This is a genomic window from Ornithinibacillus contaminans, from assembly GCF_001038425.2.
In the GTDB taxonomy this organism is placed as follows: Bacteria; Bacillota; Bacilli; order Bacillales; family Amphibacillaceae; genus Ornithinibacillus; species Ornithinibacillus contaminans.
In genome coordinates this window covers 1-13,962 of sequence record NZ_LDPV02000048.1, presented here as the reverse complement: position 1 = coordinate 13,962, position 13,962 = coordinate 1, and the positions used below count along the sequence as shown (strand labels likewise).

Below are 13,962 nucleotides of genomic sequence, written 5' to 3'. Positions count from 1 at the left end.
TTACGGTCTCTTTTTTATTAAAAACATTTTATGGCTTTCATCAAATTTTCATATTAGACGGATAAGATACAGTTGGACAGTGTTTCGAAAGTGAGGAAATGCAGGTGGCGATAGCAAGCAAATTGACAGCAATTGGTATAATAGCCCTTAGTCTAGCACTAGGATATCTTTCTTTATATTTATTTAGTGATTTAACGAAAGAAAAAAAGAAAAAGCATATGGAGGAGCTAACCTCACAACTTATTAATTTCGTTATCTTTATTTGGGTAGGGAAAATTGTATTAAATATTACTATTTTTATTTCCGATCCTCTATCCATTTTAGCCTACCCAAGTGATTCGAAAGCCTTTTATTTTGCGATTGTACTAATAGCTTTATTACTCTTTTATAAAGCGAAACGGAAAAACTTAGACGTACTTCCTTTATTGGAATCCTTTGTTCACATCTTTCTTATCAGTTCGTTTGTTTATGAATTTATTCAATTTGTTATAGAAGATAATCCGTATGCTTTAGGTTATTTAATCCTACTAACTATTCTAATTGGTTTCTTCTTCTTCCTTAGGGAGCGTATCACAATTCCAGTTTTATTAATCGTTATAATAACGATGTGGTCGATTGGAATGCTGGTATTGTCATTTGTTCAGCCTTTTGTAACTGTTTTTGGTTATAACATGGCACCATGGTTTGTTGGATTGTTTTTTACTACCAGTATTGGTAGCTTAACTTATAAATTAAGAGAGAGGGATGCATAATGGGTATTATTGAAGCCGATACAATGCTGTTAGCTGGAATGCTTTTAGCGATAGGAGCAGGGGCATTATCTTTCTTGTCGCCTTGCGTTTTACCGATATTTCCAGCTTACATATCATACATAACTGGAATAAGTGTAAAAGAGTTACAGGGAAATAAGAATAGTAGAATGGTGCGGCAGTTATTTGCCCATTCCATCTTCTTTTTATTGGCTGTTTCACTTGTCTTTTTAAGTTTAGGTGCAAGTGCATCCTTTTTGGGACAATGGGCACAAAAGCTTTTAATTGGGGATTCTGGCTTACTCATTCAACGGATAGCAGGGGTATTAATCATCGTAATGGGTTTATTTATTGCTGGATGGATTAACATACCTGCTCTCATGAAGGAACGACGTTTTCATTCCACAAGAAAGCCTGCAGGTTATATTGGAACTTTTTTTGTAGGATTAGGATTTGCTGCTGGTTGGACTCCGTGTATTGGGCCTATCTTTGGATCGATTTTACTTCTTGCCGCTAGTAATCCAGGTCAAGGAATGTTTTATACGTTCATGTATGTCATAGGATTTGCATTGCCATTTTTAATTCTCACATTCTTCATAGGGAAAACAAAATGGATTGTAAGACATAGTAACATCATTATGAAAATAGGTGCAGTTATGATGATCATGATGGGGTTAGTTCTATTCTTTGGATTAATGCCACGTATATCCGGTTTTCTACTTGATTTAATTCAAGATACTCGGTTATCGAGACTAGGATAAGGACGGGGTTAAAAATTTAGTCCTTTAGGAGGTTTGGTTAATGAGAAAGTGGATTCTAATGATCATTGTTATTGGTATGCTAGGTTGGGCAGTATATGATTTTATCGACTCCAACAGAAAATCAGCTGATCAAGTTAAGAGTGAAGTCGATGTACAGTTAACGGAAGAAACGAAATTAGGCGAAGAAAATGAAGAAGCAGATGAGCCAGTTATTGGATTGGAAGTCGGAAACAAGGCACCAGACTTTCAGCTGCAAACTTTATCTGGTGATACGGTAAAACTTTCAGACTTTCGTGGGAATCGCGTGATGATCAATTTTTGGGCTACATGGTGTCCGCCTTGTCGGGCAGAAATGCCAGATATGGAAAGATTCCATCAGGATAAGGATGTTGTGATCCTAGCAGTGAATTTAACAGATACGGAACCTAGTCTTGAAGATATTGAGAAGTTTTCAGATGAATATAAGCTAACATTTCCTATTCTGTTAGATGAAAATTTAGATGTAGCGACTCTATATATGATACAGCCAATACCAACCACTTATATGGTTGACTCCAATGGGATAATTGGTTTTAGAGCATTTGGAGCAATGAATTATGATTTAATGGTCCAAGAATTTGAGAAGATGGAGTAATCATTCCATGCATAATTTAGGAGCTTGGAGGAGAAAAGAATGAAGTTTCATTTAGGAGAATCTGGTGTCATTCAAGGGGACTTCGAATATGGAAAAATAGATATTTCAAGTAAACCCGACATTGGCTTTCGACCAGTACAGTTACTCATTTCGTCACTTGCGGGTTGTAGTGGTGGGATGTTAAAGAAAATATTAGTAAAGAAACGTATTAATTTTGATTCGATAGATATTGAATCAGATCTTGAACGAAATGAAGAAGAAGCAAATAGAGTTACGAAAATAACCCTTCACTACATTGTTTATGGCAAGAATCTAGATATTTCCAAAGTACAAAAATCACTGGATTTAGCAGTGAAAAACTGTGCCATGGTACAGTCAGTTAAAGATGCAATTGAGATTGTTGAAACGATTGAAGTTAGAGAAAAATAAGGGGATTGTGGTTTGCAAGGTTTGAGAAGATGGCATAGAGTGTGTAGTATAGTGGGCAAGGGGTGAGAGGATGAAACAAACGATATTAGTTGTAGAAGATAATAAAATGATTCGGGAATTAATTAAGATTTATTTAAAGAAAGCAGGCTATGACGTGGTAGAGGCTGCAGATGGAGAAGAAGCTAAAGAGGTTTTTTTAACGAAACATCCTTGCCTAATTATACTTGATTTAATGCTTCCGAAACTTAGTGGAGAAGAATTTTGTACATGGGTCCGTGAACAAGAACGTAATGAAGTATCGATTATTATGCTATCCGCTAAATCTCGTACGGAAGATAAAATAAAGGGGTTAAAAATTGGTGCAGATGACTACTTGGTGAAGCCATTTGAGCCAGAAGAACTTCTAGCGCATATCGAAGCGGTACTCCGTCGTACGGGCCAATTCTGTCAAAAAATTGCTTACGATGGCCTCTGTATCAAACCACGAAAAGGAGAAGTGCTACTTTTTGATCAAGAAATCAAATTAACGAAGCACGAATTCAATCTTCTATATTACTTTATGGAGAATCCAAATTTAGTTATCTCTAGAGAAAATCTCATCAATCAGCTTTATCCATATGCAGATAAACTAGTGCTAGATCGAACAATAGATGCCCATATTAAAAAACTACGAAAAAAAATTGAAGAAGATCCAGCTACTCCGAAACGAATCATTACAGTTAGAGGAATGGGGTATAAATTTGTTAAAGAATAAATGGGGAAATGGGTTAGTTCCCAAACAATTTCTTTTCCGACTTACTCTTATTAATATATTAGTTATTACGTCCTTTGTAGGTCTTAGTAGTTGGGCAATTTATAATACGGCATGCGTACTCGCGGATGGATTAGTCTCTATGAGTAATCAAAAACAAGCCAAATTTGAAGCTACCTTACTACAATATTTGTGGATATTCAGCATTTCCACAATTATCATTGGTAGTCTGACACATTTTTATTTAACAAAAAAACTTATCCATCCATTAAGAGAGCTAATCGATTCCACAAAAAAAATGAAGTATGGGAAGTATCCTGAACCTATTACAGTTAAACCTGATGGAGAAATTGGAGAATTAATTAGTCACTTTAATGATTTAGTGAGTCAAATAGAAGCAAATGAACAACACCGAAGAAAGCTAGTCTCTGATTTATCCCATGAATTTCGAACTCCTTTATCAAATTTAAATGGGTATTTACATGCTCTGCAAAGTGGTGTGCTAGAAGGGGATAATAAACTGTACCAATCCTTATATGAGGAGTCAAAACGACTCATTCACTTGGTAGAACAAATGGAACAATTAAAAGAATGGGACTATATATCCAATCAAAGATTTACACAAAAAGCTCCTAGTAATATGAAAAAATTGGTGGACCAAACTGTGGAAATGTTTCGTTGGACTTTAAAACAGGTAAATATTAAAGTTGTTGTTGATGTTACTTCTAGAATAGTTATGGTTAATAGTGGTGCTATAACACAAGTGATTAGTAATTTATTAGATAATGCTATCCGCTATTATGAAGGAGAAGGACCAATTACGATAAAAGGGAAGATGAACCAATCGACATATTATCTGTCTTTAACAGGACCTGGAAAACCTATTTCGATTGAAAAACAAGAAAGGATATTTGATCGTTTTTATCGAATTGATCATTCAAGGTCACGAGAGTTTGGTGAGTCAGGATTAGGGCTGGCTATATCAAAGGAGATTATAGAACGTCATCATGGTAAGCTAGATGTTAGTTCAGATGGGAATATTCATACGTTTTGGTTTGAATTGCCTGTGGAGGAGAACTACTGAGAGTGGGATTGCGTGAATTTCTGATATATGTCCAGATGCAGAGTGTGCATGGGGCCAATTTTAAAGAAGATGCGCCCAACAAAAATAAAAAATAAATTAATCGGTTGACTTTTTACCCCACGGGGTATATTATAGGTCGTGTAATTGATTTTCACTTGCGAAATGAGTGGAAATTTGAAAAGGCATCAAAGAGAAGTCGTTATCGAGAAACGACTATTTTATTACAAATACAAATACCCATGCCGGTATTTGTATAGATGCCATAAAATAAACTAATAACCAAGGAGGGAACGGAATGATTCAAGCTAATATGCGGTTAGATGCAAAAGGCTTAGCATGTCCAATGCCAATTGTGAAAACTAAAAAAGCAATCACGGATATAGAAGAAGGCCAAGTGTTGGAAATCCAAGCAACAGACAAAGGATCAAAAGCAGATTTAGCAGCTTGGGCAAGTTCTGTAGGACATCAATATTTAGGAACAGTGGAAGAAGGCGATGTACTTTACCACTATATTCGCAAAGGTTCTAATGAGCCAGAAGTAGAAAAAAGATTCGAACATACTGTTTCGCTTGATGAGATTGAATCACGAAATGGTTTAATTTTAGACGTTCGTGAAGCAGCAGAATATGCATTTGGTCATATTGAAGGTGCAAAATCCATTCCAATGGGAGAACTAGAATCTCGCCTAGCTGAATTGGATAAAGTACAAGAAATTTATGTGATTTGCCGAACAGGGAAACGCTCTGACTTGGCAGCACAGCTATTAGCTAATAATGGTTTTACAAAAGTTTATAACGTTCTACCGGGTATGAATGAGTGGAACGGTAAAATAACAAAAGAGGTCTAGGAGGAATTTATTATGTCAGAAAAGGTAGCTATTATTGCATCAAACGGTGGAGTGTTTGATGCATACAAAGTATTTAATATCGCAACTGCGGCGGCAGCTTCAGAAAAAGAGGTACAAATCTTCTTTACGTTTGAAGGACTTAACTTAATTCACAAGCAAACTATGCACAATTTAGAAATGCCTACTGGAAAAGAACATTTTGCTGAAGGATTTGAGAAAGCTAACATTCCTTCTATTCCACAACTAGTGGAAATGGCTCAAGAACTTGGGGTTAAATTTATTGCTTGTCAAATGACAATGGATGTTATGGGTCTTACCAAAGAAGATTTCGTTGATGGAATCGAAGTTGGTGGAGCAGTAACATTCCTAGAGTTTGCTAAAGATGCAGCACCAACACTAACTTTCTAAATTGATTTTAAAAAATTCATGCAGTGGAAAATTTCTCCACTGCAAAAAAATCGAATTTACTATACCTAAGGGGGTAATTTTAGAAAATGACAGTAAACAAATGGACAGTAGCACAAGTTGCTCGAAAAGTAATCGGTAATGAAGAACTATTTATTCTGGATGTACGTAACGCGGATGCGTTTGAGGATTGGAAAATAGAAGGACATAAATTTGAGTATTTAAATATTCCTTACTTTGAATTGTTAGATGGGGTGGGAGATATTCTACCTAAGCTTCCAACTGATAAAGATGTGCTAGTAGTATGTGCAAAAGAGGGATCTTCTGTCATGGTAGCGGAAATGCTATCAGAAGCTGGTCGTGAGGTAGCTTACCTTGAAGGCGGAATGAAATCCTGGAGCAGCTATCTAGAACCAATTAAAGTAGCTGATTTAGAAAATGGCGGCGAGCTATACCAATTCGTTCGTCTAGGTAAAGGTTGCCTATCTTATATGGTGATCTCTGAAGGGGAAGCTGCAATTATTGACGCAGTACGTTTCACTGACGTATTCACAAACTTTGCAAAAGAAAAAGGTGTAGTAATCAAGCATGTATTTGATACACACTTACACGCTGACCATATTTCAGGTGGACGTCACATTGCTGCTGAAACAGGCGCAACTTACTATCTACCACCAAAGGATGCAAGAGAAGTAGTGTTTGATTACGCACCGCTAACAGATGGACTAAACGTGAAAATTGGTGCATCTCAAATTGATGTAAATGCACTATACTCACCAGGTCATACGATTGGTTCAACATCATTTGTTATTGACAATCAGTATCTATTAACAGGTGATATTCTATTTATTGACTCTATCGGTCGTCCAGACTTAGCAGGACTTGCTGAAGACTGGGTAGGCGATTTACGTGAAACATTATATACACGTTACCGTGAACTAGCAGAGGATTTAGTTGTTTTACCTGCCCACTTCATGATCATCGATGAATTAAATGAAGATGGTACTGTGGCAAGAATACTAGGTGATTTGTTTAAAGAAAACCATGGTCTAAACATCGGAGACGAAGCTGAATTCCGACGTACGGTTACAGATAACCTACCACCACAACCAAATGCATATCAACAAATTCGTCAAGTAAACATGGGTAAAATCACTCCTGACAATGACGAACAAACAGAAATGGAAATTGGTCCAAACCGCTGTGCGGTACGTTAATATTTGATTAAGTTGAGAAAATTCGGTTGATGTTTCAAAAAAAACGATTGATAACCTTGAGTTTTCGGTTGATGGTCTATAAATCTATCAATAATTTAAAGGTTTGGTTAAACATCTACTCATTAGCCTAAACAAAACAAAATGATAAAGGAGTTTTTGATATGAACATTACAAGAACATTAGATGCCAAAGGACTAGCTTGTCCAATGCCTATCGTTAAAACTAAAAAAGCAATTGATACGATTAATTCTGGGGAAGTGCTTGAAGTAGTTGCAACAGACAAAGGTGCACTAAGCGATATTCCTGCATGGGCAAAATCAGGTGGTCATAATGTATTAGAACAAAAAACAGAAGATAATGTCCTATACTTCTATATTCAAAAAGCGTAACGAAAACCAAATAGCGATTAGCAATCACTACTCGCTTTTCTAAATTAGAAAGAAGGTTTGTTAATGGATATAACATTTATCATCGTCATATTTGCAATTGGATTTATTGGTTCTTTTTTATCTGGTATGCTAGGTGTTGGCGGCTCGATTATTAAATATCCAATGCTATTATATATTCCACCATTATTCGGTCTAGTAGCATTTACAGCCCATGAAGTTTCAGGAATAAGTGCCGTACAAGTACTATTTGCTTCCATTGCCGGAGTATGGGCTTATCGTAAAGGTGGATACCTAAATAAGCAACTCATCATCTATATGGGAGGAGCTATCTTAATAGGTAGCTTAATTGGTAGTTATGGATCTAGCTACCTATCCGAACAAGCAGTGAATGTAGTATATGGTATTCTTGCTGCAGTTGCTGCAGTGATGATGTTTATACCGAAAAAGCAAGTAGATGATATGGAACTAGATGAAGTGACCTTTAATAAGCCACTTGCAGTTATCTTAGCCTTAATTGTTGGAATAGCATCTGGAATAGTAGGAGCAGCAGGTGGTTTCTTACTTGTACCAATCATGTTAACTGTTTTACACATCCCTACACGAATGACGATTGCTACAAGTTTAGCAGTAACCTTTATATCGTCTATCGGTGGTAGTGTTGGTAAACTCGTTACCGGTCAAGTAGATTACTGGCCAGCACTAATTATGATTTTAGCAAGTCTACTAGCAGCACCACTTGGAGCAAAAACTGGTAAGAAAATGAATACTCGAATTTTACAAGTTATTTTAGCTCTTATGATTGCTGGTACTGCAGTAAAGATATGGTTAGATATTTTAATGTAGTTATTAGTATTCTAAACTGTCATTTTGAGACAGTTTAGATAGCAGGAATTTATACCTAATATATACTTGACCAAATACCCATTAGGGTATAAAATAAGTTTATCCTATTATAATAGGTGGTGGACATGGGTACCTATTTTATTTTAATTGTTGGCTCACTTTTATGTATAATGTTATATAGAAGATATTTTCCTGTACGAGGTATTCCATGTAAAATGTCCGGTCATGATAAGACAAGCACTGTTGTTTTAGACATAAGGGACTATAACATTGAAACTAATCATAATCAAAGTGATATGCGTATACCATACGCATATTTGAAAAGATTTGTTCAAGAAATCCCACACCAAACATTACATGTGATTGCAAATGATCGCCTAGAGCTTAATTTAGGGTTAAGATATTTAAGAAGCAAGGGATATCAAGTTGCTAGTTATCATATAAGTAACTGTCCGTGCAGAGAAAAGGAGTGATAAAGAATGGAATATGATAAAGCAGTTGTCAATCGATTAAAACGAATTGAAGGTCAAATCAAAGGCGTTTTAAGTATGATTGAGAAAAACCAAGACTGTAAAGATGTCATTACTCAGTTATCTGCTTCACGAAGTGCAATTGATCGTACCATTGGTTTAATTGTAAGTATGAATTTAGAACAATGTGTTAGGGAAAATATAGAAAAAGGTGAAAACACGCAGGCATTAGTAAAAGAAGCAGTAGATTTATTAGTGAAAAGTAGATAAGTTCAGCAATTCAGTTGCAAAGGAAGAGTTGTTGAACTTTTCTTTTTGATTAAAAATATACCCCTATGGGTAAAACGGAAAGCTTTATTGGAGGAAATTATAATGAAAGAAATTACAGCAAAAGAATTAGAACAAAAATTAGTATCAGGTGAGAAGCTAAATATTATTGACGTTAGAGAAGATGTGGAGGTTGCTACTGGTAAAATTCCGGGTGCAAAACATATCCCACTAGGTCATATTTCTGATCGTCTTGAAGAATTTGACAAAAATGAGCATTACTACATGGTATGTCGTTCGGGTGGTAGAAGCGGAAATGCATGCCAATTCCTAACCCAAAATAGTTTCAATGTAACGAATATGTTAGGTGGTATGCTTGCTTGGGAAGGAGAATTGGAGTAATTTCTCCTTTTCTCAAATAAAAAAATAAAAAAATAGAGGAAATGAGATGGGTATTATGGAATGGATTTTGTTAATTTTAATTATCGCATTTTTAGTCAATCGTTTCATGCCAATTAAGGGCATTACGAATATAAGTGTTCAAGAAGTAAAAGATAAATTTAAGGAAAACAATGTACAATTTATAGATGTCCGAACACCAGGCGAATATAAAGCAAATCACCGCAAACCTTTTAAAAACATTCCACTTTCTAATCTTTCTGGTAAGATGGATAAACTTGATAAGCAAAAAGAAATTGTTGTTATTTGCCAAAGTGGAATGAGAAGTACAAAAGCTGCTAAGATGCTTAAAAAACAAGGCTTTGAAACAATTTACAATGTAAAAGGCGGCATGAGTGCTTGGATTTAAGAAAGGAAGACGATTATGGCAAGACAAGTAACACCTGAAGAAGTAGTTAGGCGTCTTCAAGATGGTGAAGAAGTGACCGTAATTGATGTTCGTGAAATTAGAGAAGTAGCAACTGGTAAAATCCCTGATGCTAAGCATATCCCATTAGAACAACTTGCATTACGCAAGGATGAATTAGACAAGGATAAAACCTATATCATTACTTGTCAATCTGGTAATCGTAGTAAAGCTGCTTGTGGAATTCTTGTAGCATTAGGATATAAGGTAGAGGAAATGCTCGGTGGAATGAATAACTGGAGTGGTAAAACCGAATGAATAACAACTCTAAGGAGATGAATATATGTTTCATTATACTGTTGAAACGTCAAAATTAATAGATGAAGCGATACAATCACTGGAAGAGAATTTGAAAAAAGAAAAGTTTGGTGTACAGTGGCAGTTTAATGTTCAAGAAACATTGAAAAATAAGGGGTTTAATTTAGAAAGTCCTTTTACTGTACTTGAGGTATGTAATCCTCAAGAAGCACAAAATGTTTTATCAGCAAACCAACTTATTGGATATTTTCTTCCTTGCAAAATCGTAGTATATGAAGATAAACAAGGAAAAACAAAAATTGGAATGCCAAAACCAAGTAGCCTCATTCAAATGATAGAGGATGAGTCTTTACAGGATGTTGCCACTGATATTGAGAATAGATTAATAGCTTGTATTGATAAGAGTAAGTAATAATCAATAAAGTAGTCCATTAACAATGAGACTGCTTTATTGCAGAATAAATATTAGAAATAGAGGCTTATCTAGAATGAAAAAAGATGTAATACTGTACACCACCACGATGTGTCCGGTATGTGGAATGGTTAGAGATTTTTTAACTAATATGAATATAGAATACGAAGAAGTTAATGTAGATCTTAATCTATTAGAAATGATTAAACTTATTGGGAAAACGCGAAGATTCTCTGTTCCTCAAACAAATATTAACGGTGAATGGGTTTTTGGTTTTGATCCAGTTCGCATACTAGAAGTGTTAAATACCAAGGCTAAATAGCTTGAAAGGTGTTATAACACTTATTCTTTACTATTATAAATACCCAAAGGGGTAAGTTTGATTCAAATAAAATAATGGAGGTTCAATTATGGAAAAGAACATAACCGTATATACAACAACACAATGTCCCTATTGTACAATGCTTAAAGGTTTTCTATCACAAAACAACATTCCGTTTACAGAAGTGAATGTCGAAAAGGATCCGTTGATGATGCAAAAGGTTGTTAAACAAACAGGACAAATGGGAGTTCCTCAAACAGAAATTAGCGGTAATTGGGTTATCGGTTTTGACCCTGAAAGCATTGTTGAAGTACTAAAGCAATAAGGAGTTTAAGAAGGGTGAAAAAATAACACCCTTTTTTAATTATCAAAATCATATAGTGGATTTAAAATAATGCACTACCTACAACTGAAGGATTACTAAGTAAGCAGTTACTCCTCGCTAAGCTGTTAAAGATTCAAACATCAACTCATCATCATGAAGGAACAAAATTAGTAATTCACATTGGGTGAATGTGTGAAAGTATGTAGTATACAACTAATTAAGAAAGGATTGATAAAAGTTGAATAATTGGAATACTCGTTTTCAAACAGAGAGTTATGTTTATGGGAAGGATCCAAATGCTTTTTTGGAGAAATTTCATAAGAAAATACCAATTTCAGGTGAAGCTTTGGCCATAGCTGAAGGAGAAGGGAGAAATGCTGTTTTCTTAGCAGAACAGGGAATGAAAGTTACCACATGGGATTTTGCTGAGTCGGGGCTTGCAAAAACAAATAAGCTAGCAAAAGAACGAGGGGTAGTGGTCTTGACTGAACTAGTAGACTTAAATGAAGCAAACTGGAGTAAAGACAAATGGGATGAAATTGTATGTATCTTTGGACATTTCCCAACAGAGCTTAGAAAAAACACTTAAAGGTGTAAAGGCAGCTGTAAAGCCAGGTGGTTATTTTCTAACAGAGGTGTATTCGCCTTACCAGATTCCTTATAAAAGTGGCGGACCACAAAGTCAGGACTTTCTGTACAAACCAGAAGAGTTTTTAAAAACATTTGGTGATTGGCGCATTGTTCACCTATTTATGGGAGAAGTTACCCGTCACGAAGGAGAACTTCATAAAGGTCTAGCACATGTTATTCAATTTGTTGGGCAGAAGCCAAACGACTAACTTGGTCTCTAAATTCCCTATTTTGCCTAACATAATGTTTTTTTGATGAATCAAAAGTAAGTGTTGATGCCATGAATGAAGTTATTGAAAAGCTAGGTTATGATGTTTAGGCTTAATTATAAGAATAAAAATCAGCTTTTCTATTATATCTTTGAACAAACTGACTAGTATGACAAACCTATTGTCTATAAAAAAGTTAAAATTTCAAGGAATTATATATAAAACGCAATACATTTATGTTATAAATCTATGACACGAAAGTATTGCGTTTATATTAATTTAACACAAACTGTTGCTTTTATTATCAATGGATACTATATAATAAAATTGGAATAGAGGAGAGTCTCTTTTATGGAAGATCTCCGGTATAAAAAATTGAAAACAACTCTGGGTTATTTACCCATCCATGTGGAATTAAACGGATATTTCGACCAGCATTGATGCCATATAAGAGGTTTAATAGTTTAATGTTAGATAATGCACCCCTATATAATATAGCGAAAAACTTTTAAGGTGATAGGACTCCCGTAAAGAACACATCTAGATTAAGGAAGTGTTCCTGCTTTTAAGTACATATTATACCCATCAAACGTTGCACCTAACTTATGATAGAATTATTTATACATAATGAAACAGAAAATTATATTATGAGAAAATTAATAGATAGACGGTCGAGGGGGATATTAATGGGAAAAGTGAAAAATCAACATTATGTGCCTAGGTCATACTTGAAGTACTTTGCAAATGAAAAAGGTCAGTTATGGGTTTACGATAAAGAAACGGATGCTGTTTTTCCTAGTAATATTACTAACGTTGCATCGCAAAAGTATTTTTATGATATTCCCTTTGACGAAATATTTCAAGTTATATCCGAAGATGAGAAGAAAAAACTTGAAGAAGAGCTATCGAAATTGGGTTTCGATACAAAACAAGGTGGCTATAAAACGATTGAACAAGGAATTGAGGAATTCTTCTCTACAGAAATTGAAGGTCCTTATAAGAGTTTATTAGAAAATATTAGAAGCCGCTATGTATTAAAGCCTAATCCTTTATTTTCGGAAGCGCTAACTGTAGAAGAACGTCATCCTCTATCGCTATTTATTGCCTATCAAATTGTTAGATCTAAAGAATTCCGTGAGGGTCTATTTGAAACCCAAAAAGGGGCATTACAAGCAATGGTTGATAGACTGGCAAAAATGCAAGATAAAGACTATGAATACGGGAGTATGACCGTAGAAAAAGAGCATGAATTTCCTAGTGTTGAACATGCTCAGTTTATATTAGGAGATTTTCCAATCATGTTAGCGCAGTCTTTGGTTAATCATTGTTGGATAGTAGGGGTAAACAAAACCACCATGCCATTTTACACATCTGATAATCCTGTCGTTAAAGTTGCTCATAAACGTCATCCAATAATGTCATACGAAGGATACAATTCTGAAGGAATTGAAATAGCACTACCTATTTCACAAAAGCATATTTTAATCATGTATGAACGAACCTATCATAAGAATTACTTGGAGCTGGAAAATTCCTTTGTTCCAATGAAAGATGTTCAAAATGTTAAATATTATAACTCCTTACAAGTTTATCAATCCTACCGCCAAATATACTGTCATGATAAAAGGTTTCACTTAATAGAGAAAATGAAGAGAAAGTATGGTTCCTTAAAGAGAACGCCAAAGGAAATAAAAGTTAATGGACGAGATTTCTAAAAACTGCGATTAAACAAAAAAGTAATAAAAATAGTTTGATTATAGTACCAATTTTCATATATAAAACGACTTATAACTGGATGAGAAGCCACTAAAAATTGAATATAGTTAAATAGTGTATTAATTTCTACCAATAATGGGTGCAGCTAAAGAAAAACTTCTAATATTCTATTAAAATATGCGTTAGATAAACAAGGTGATCATTGGAAAATGATTACCTTTTTTTTATTTAATAAAGCAAAAATATATTTGGTGTATTTTAGGATTAATTTAAAGAGATGGATTTAAAGGTACAGGTTAATAATAGAAAAACAGAAAGTTTTAAAACAATAAATTAACAAACCAAGTTAGTATTTTTCTTGATATAAAGGTCACGTACT

The 13,962-nt window shown here is 34.7% G+C and carries 20 protein-coding genes and 1 pseudogene; all 21 read left to right on the top strand.

Annotation, left to right across the window (positions count from 1 at the left end; translation table 11 throughout):
- Nucleotides 1–104: 104 nt before the first annotated feature.
- The 21 genes and pseudogenes from JF53_RS12655 (at nucleotide 105) to JF53_RS12555 (ending at nucleotide 13,582) form a co-directional block, all read left to right on the top strand.
- Entirely contained in the window at nucleotides 105–752 is a 648-nt protein-coding gene (locus JF53_RS12655) for a hypothetical protein (protein ID WP_053071969.1), read from the top strand.
- Complete coding sequence (locus JF53_RS12650; RefSeq protein WP_047982028.1) at nucleotides 752–1,510, top strand: cytochrome c biogenesis CcdA family protein; 759 nt, start codon at nucleotides 752–754, stop codon at nucleotides 1,508–1,510. The genes JF53_RS12655 and JF53_RS12650 overlap by 1 nt, the downstream gene beginning before the upstream one ends.
- Nucleotides 1,511–1,550: 40 nt before the next feature.
- Nucleotides 1,551–2,144 (top strand): peroxiredoxin family protein, encoded by a 594-nt coding sequence (locus JF53_RS12645; RefSeq protein ID WP_047982029.1) that lies wholly within the window; start codon nucleotides 1,551–1,553, stop codon nucleotides 2,142–2,144.
- Between the two features lie 39 nt (nucleotides 2,145–2,183).
- Nucleotides 2,184–2,573 carry an OsmC family protein gene (locus tag JF53_RS12640; RefSeq protein WP_047982030.1) on the top strand — a complete coding sequence of 130 codons (390 nt, stop codon included), beginning with the start codon at nucleotides 2,184–2,186 and terminating at the stop codon, nucleotides 2,571–2,573.
- 70 nt (nucleotides 2,574–2,643) lie between these two features.
- Complete coding sequence (locus tag JF53_RS12635) at nucleotides 2,644–3,327, top strand: response regulator transcription factor (RefSeq protein WP_047982031.1); 684 nt, start codon at nucleotides 2,644–2,646, stop codon at nucleotides 3,325–3,327.
- On the top strand, nucleotides 3,314–4,408 hold the full coding sequence (locus tag JF53_RS12630; RefSeq protein WP_047982032.1) for a sensor histidine kinase: 1,095 nt from the start codon (nucleotides 3,314–3,316) through the stop codon (nucleotides 4,406–4,408). The genes JF53_RS12635 and JF53_RS12630 overlap by 14 nt, the downstream gene beginning before the upstream one ends.
- 295 nt (nucleotides 4,409–4,703) lie before the next feature.
- Nucleotides 4,704–5,255, top strand: a complete 552-nt coding sequence (locus JF53_RS12625; protein ID WP_047982033.1) for a sulfurtransferase TusA family protein — start codon at nucleotides 4,704–4,706, stop codon at nucleotides 5,253–5,255.
- A gap of 12 nt (nucleotides 5,256–5,267) precedes the next feature.
- Nucleotides 5,268–5,663 (top strand): DsrE/DsrF/DrsH-like family protein, encoded by a 396-nt coding sequence (locus tag JF53_RS12620; RefSeq protein ID WP_047982034.1) that lies wholly within the window; start codon nucleotides 5,268–5,270, stop codon nucleotides 5,661–5,663.
- 86 nt (nucleotides 5,664–5,749) lie between these two features.
- Entirely contained in the window at nucleotides 5,750–6,877 is a 1,128-nt protein-coding gene (locus JF53_RS12615; RefSeq protein WP_047982035.1) for an MBL fold metallo-hydrolase, read from the top strand.
- A 161-nt stretch (nucleotides 6,878–7,038) separates the two neighbouring features.
- Nucleotides 7,039–7,266 (top strand): sulfurtransferase TusA family protein, encoded by a 228-nt coding sequence (locus JF53_RS12610; protein WP_047982036.1) that lies wholly within the window; start codon nucleotides 7,039–7,041, stop codon nucleotides 7,264–7,266.
- A gap of 63 nt (nucleotides 7,267–7,329) precedes the next feature.
- Nucleotides 7,330–8,109 (top strand): sulfite exporter TauE/SafE family protein, encoded by a 780-nt coding sequence (locus tag JF53_RS12605; protein ID WP_047982037.1) that lies wholly within the window; start codon nucleotides 7,330–7,332, stop codon nucleotides 8,107–8,109.
- 125 nt (nucleotides 8,110–8,234) lie between these two features.
- Nucleotides 8,235–8,582 carry a sulfurtransferase gene (locus JF53_RS12600; protein WP_157052521.1) on the top strand — a complete coding sequence of 116 codons (348 nt, stop codon included), beginning with the start codon at nucleotides 8,235–8,237 and terminating at the stop codon, nucleotides 8,580–8,582.
- Between the two features lie 6 nt (nucleotides 8,583–8,588).
- On the top strand, nucleotides 8,589–8,849 hold the full coding sequence (locus tag JF53_RS12595; protein WP_047982038.1) for a metal-sensitive transcriptional regulator: 261 nt from the start codon (nucleotides 8,589–8,591) through the stop codon (nucleotides 8,847–8,849).
- 102 nt (nucleotides 8,850–8,951) lie between these two features.
- Nucleotides 8,952–9,248 carry a rhodanese-like domain-containing protein gene (locus tag JF53_RS12590; RefSeq protein ID WP_047982039.1) on the top strand — a complete coding sequence of 99 codons (297 nt, stop codon included), beginning with the start codon at nucleotides 8,952–8,954 and terminating at the stop codon, nucleotides 9,246–9,248.
- A gap of 46 nt (nucleotides 9,249–9,294) precedes the next feature.
- Nucleotides 9,295–9,654: a rhodanese-like domain-containing protein gene (locus tag JF53_RS12585; protein WP_047982040.1), complete on the top strand. Its 360-nt coding sequence runs from the start codon at nucleotides 9,295–9,297 to the stop codon at nucleotides 9,652–9,654.
- A 15-nt stretch (nucleotides 9,655–9,669) separates the two neighbouring features.
- Nucleotides 9,670–9,969 carry a rhodanese-like domain-containing protein gene (locus tag JF53_RS12580; RefSeq protein ID WP_047982041.1) on the top strand — a complete coding sequence of 100 codons (300 nt, stop codon included), beginning with the start codon at nucleotides 9,670–9,672 and terminating at the stop codon, nucleotides 9,967–9,969.
- A 25-nt stretch (nucleotides 9,970–9,994) separates the two neighbouring features.
- Complete coding sequence (locus tag JF53_RS12575) at nucleotides 9,995–10,381, top strand: DUF302 domain-containing protein (RefSeq protein WP_047982042.1); 387 nt, start codon at nucleotides 9,995–9,997, stop codon at nucleotides 10,379–10,381.
- A gap of 76 nt (nucleotides 10,382–10,457) precedes the next feature.
- Complete coding sequence (locus JF53_RS12570) at nucleotides 10,458–10,703, top strand: glutaredoxin family protein (RefSeq protein ID WP_047982043.1); 246 nt, start codon at nucleotides 10,458–10,460, stop codon at nucleotides 10,701–10,703.
- A gap of 88 nt (nucleotides 10,704–10,791) precedes the next feature.
- Nucleotides 10,792–11,028, top strand: a complete 237-nt coding sequence (locus tag JF53_RS12565; protein WP_047982044.1) for a glutaredoxin family protein — start codon at nucleotides 10,792–10,794, stop codon at nucleotides 11,026–11,028.
- Between the two features lie 238 nt (nucleotides 11,029–11,266).
- Nucleotides 11,267–11,867, top strand: a pseudogene (locus JF53_RS12560) (SAM-dependent methyltransferase).
- 686 nt (nucleotides 11,868–12,553) lie between these two features.
- Nucleotides 12,554–13,582, top strand: a complete 1,029-nt coding sequence (locus tag JF53_RS12555; RefSeq protein WP_047982045.1) for a DUF4238 domain-containing protein — start codon at nucleotides 12,554–12,556, stop codon at nucleotides 13,580–13,582.
- Nucleotides 13,583–13,962: the final 380 nt, after the last annotated feature.

Coding starts and splice junctions, on each gene's coding strand:
- JF53_RS12650 (WP_047982028.1), top strand. CDS start 752: ATGGGTATTATTGAAGCCGATACAATGCTGTTAGCTGGAATGCTTTTA.
- JF53_RS12645 (WP_047982029.1), top strand. CDS start 1,551: ATGAGAAAGTGGATTCTAATGATCATTGTTATTGGTATGCTAGGTTGG.
- JF53_RS12640 (WP_047982030.1), top strand. CDS start 2,184: ATGAAGTTTCATTTAGGAGAATCTGGTGTCATTCAAGGGGACTTCGAA.
- JF53_RS12635 (WP_047982031.1), top strand. CDS start 2,644: ATGAAACAAACGATATTAGTTGTAGAAGATAATAAAATGATTCGGGAA.
- JF53_RS12625 (WP_047982033.1), top strand. CDS start 4,704: ATGATTCAAGCTAATATGCGGTTAGATGCAAAAGGCTTAGCATGTCCA.
- JF53_RS12620 (WP_047982034.1), top strand. CDS start 5,268: ATGTCAGAAAAGGTAGCTATTATTGCATCAAACGGTGGAGTGTTTGAT.
- JF53_RS12615 (WP_047982035.1), top strand. CDS start 5,750: ATGACAGTAAACAAATGGACAGTAGCACAAGTTGCTCGAAAAGTAATC.
- JF53_RS12610 (WP_047982036.1), top strand. CDS start 7,039: ATGAACATTACAAGAACATTAGATGCCAAAGGACTAGCTTGTCCAATG.
- JF53_RS12605 (WP_047982037.1), top strand. CDS start 7,330: ATGGATATAACATTTATCATCGTCATATTTGCAATTGGATTTATTGGT.
- JF53_RS12600 (WP_157052521.1), top strand. CDS start 8,235: ATGGGTACCTATTTTATTTTAATTGTTGGCTCACTTTTATGTATAATG.
- JF53_RS12595 (WP_047982038.1), top strand. CDS start 8,589: ATGGAATATGATAAAGCAGTTGTCAATCGATTAAAACGAATTGAAGGT.
- JF53_RS12590 (WP_047982039.1), top strand. CDS start 8,952: ATGAAAGAAATTACAGCAAAAGAATTAGAACAAAAATTAGTATCAGGT.
- JF53_RS12585 (WP_047982040.1), top strand. CDS start 9,295: ATGGGTATTATGGAATGGATTTTGTTAATTTTAATTATCGCATTTTTA.
- JF53_RS12580 (WP_047982041.1), top strand. CDS start 9,670: ATGGCAAGACAAGTAACACCTGAAGAAGTAGTTAGGCGTCTTCAAGAT.
- JF53_RS12575 (WP_047982042.1), top strand. CDS start 9,995: ATGTTTCATTATACTGTTGAAACGTCAAAATTAATAGATGAAGCGATA.
- JF53_RS12570 (WP_047982043.1), top strand. CDS start 10,458: ATGAAAAAAGATGTAATACTGTACACCACCACGATGTGTCCGGTATGT.
- JF53_RS12565 (WP_047982044.1), top strand. CDS start 10,792: ATGGAAAAGAACATAACCGTATATACAACAACACAATGTCCCTATTGT.
- JF53_RS12555 (WP_047982045.1), top strand. CDS start 12,554: ATGGGAAAAGTGAAAAATCAACATTATGTGCCTAGGTCATACTTGAAG.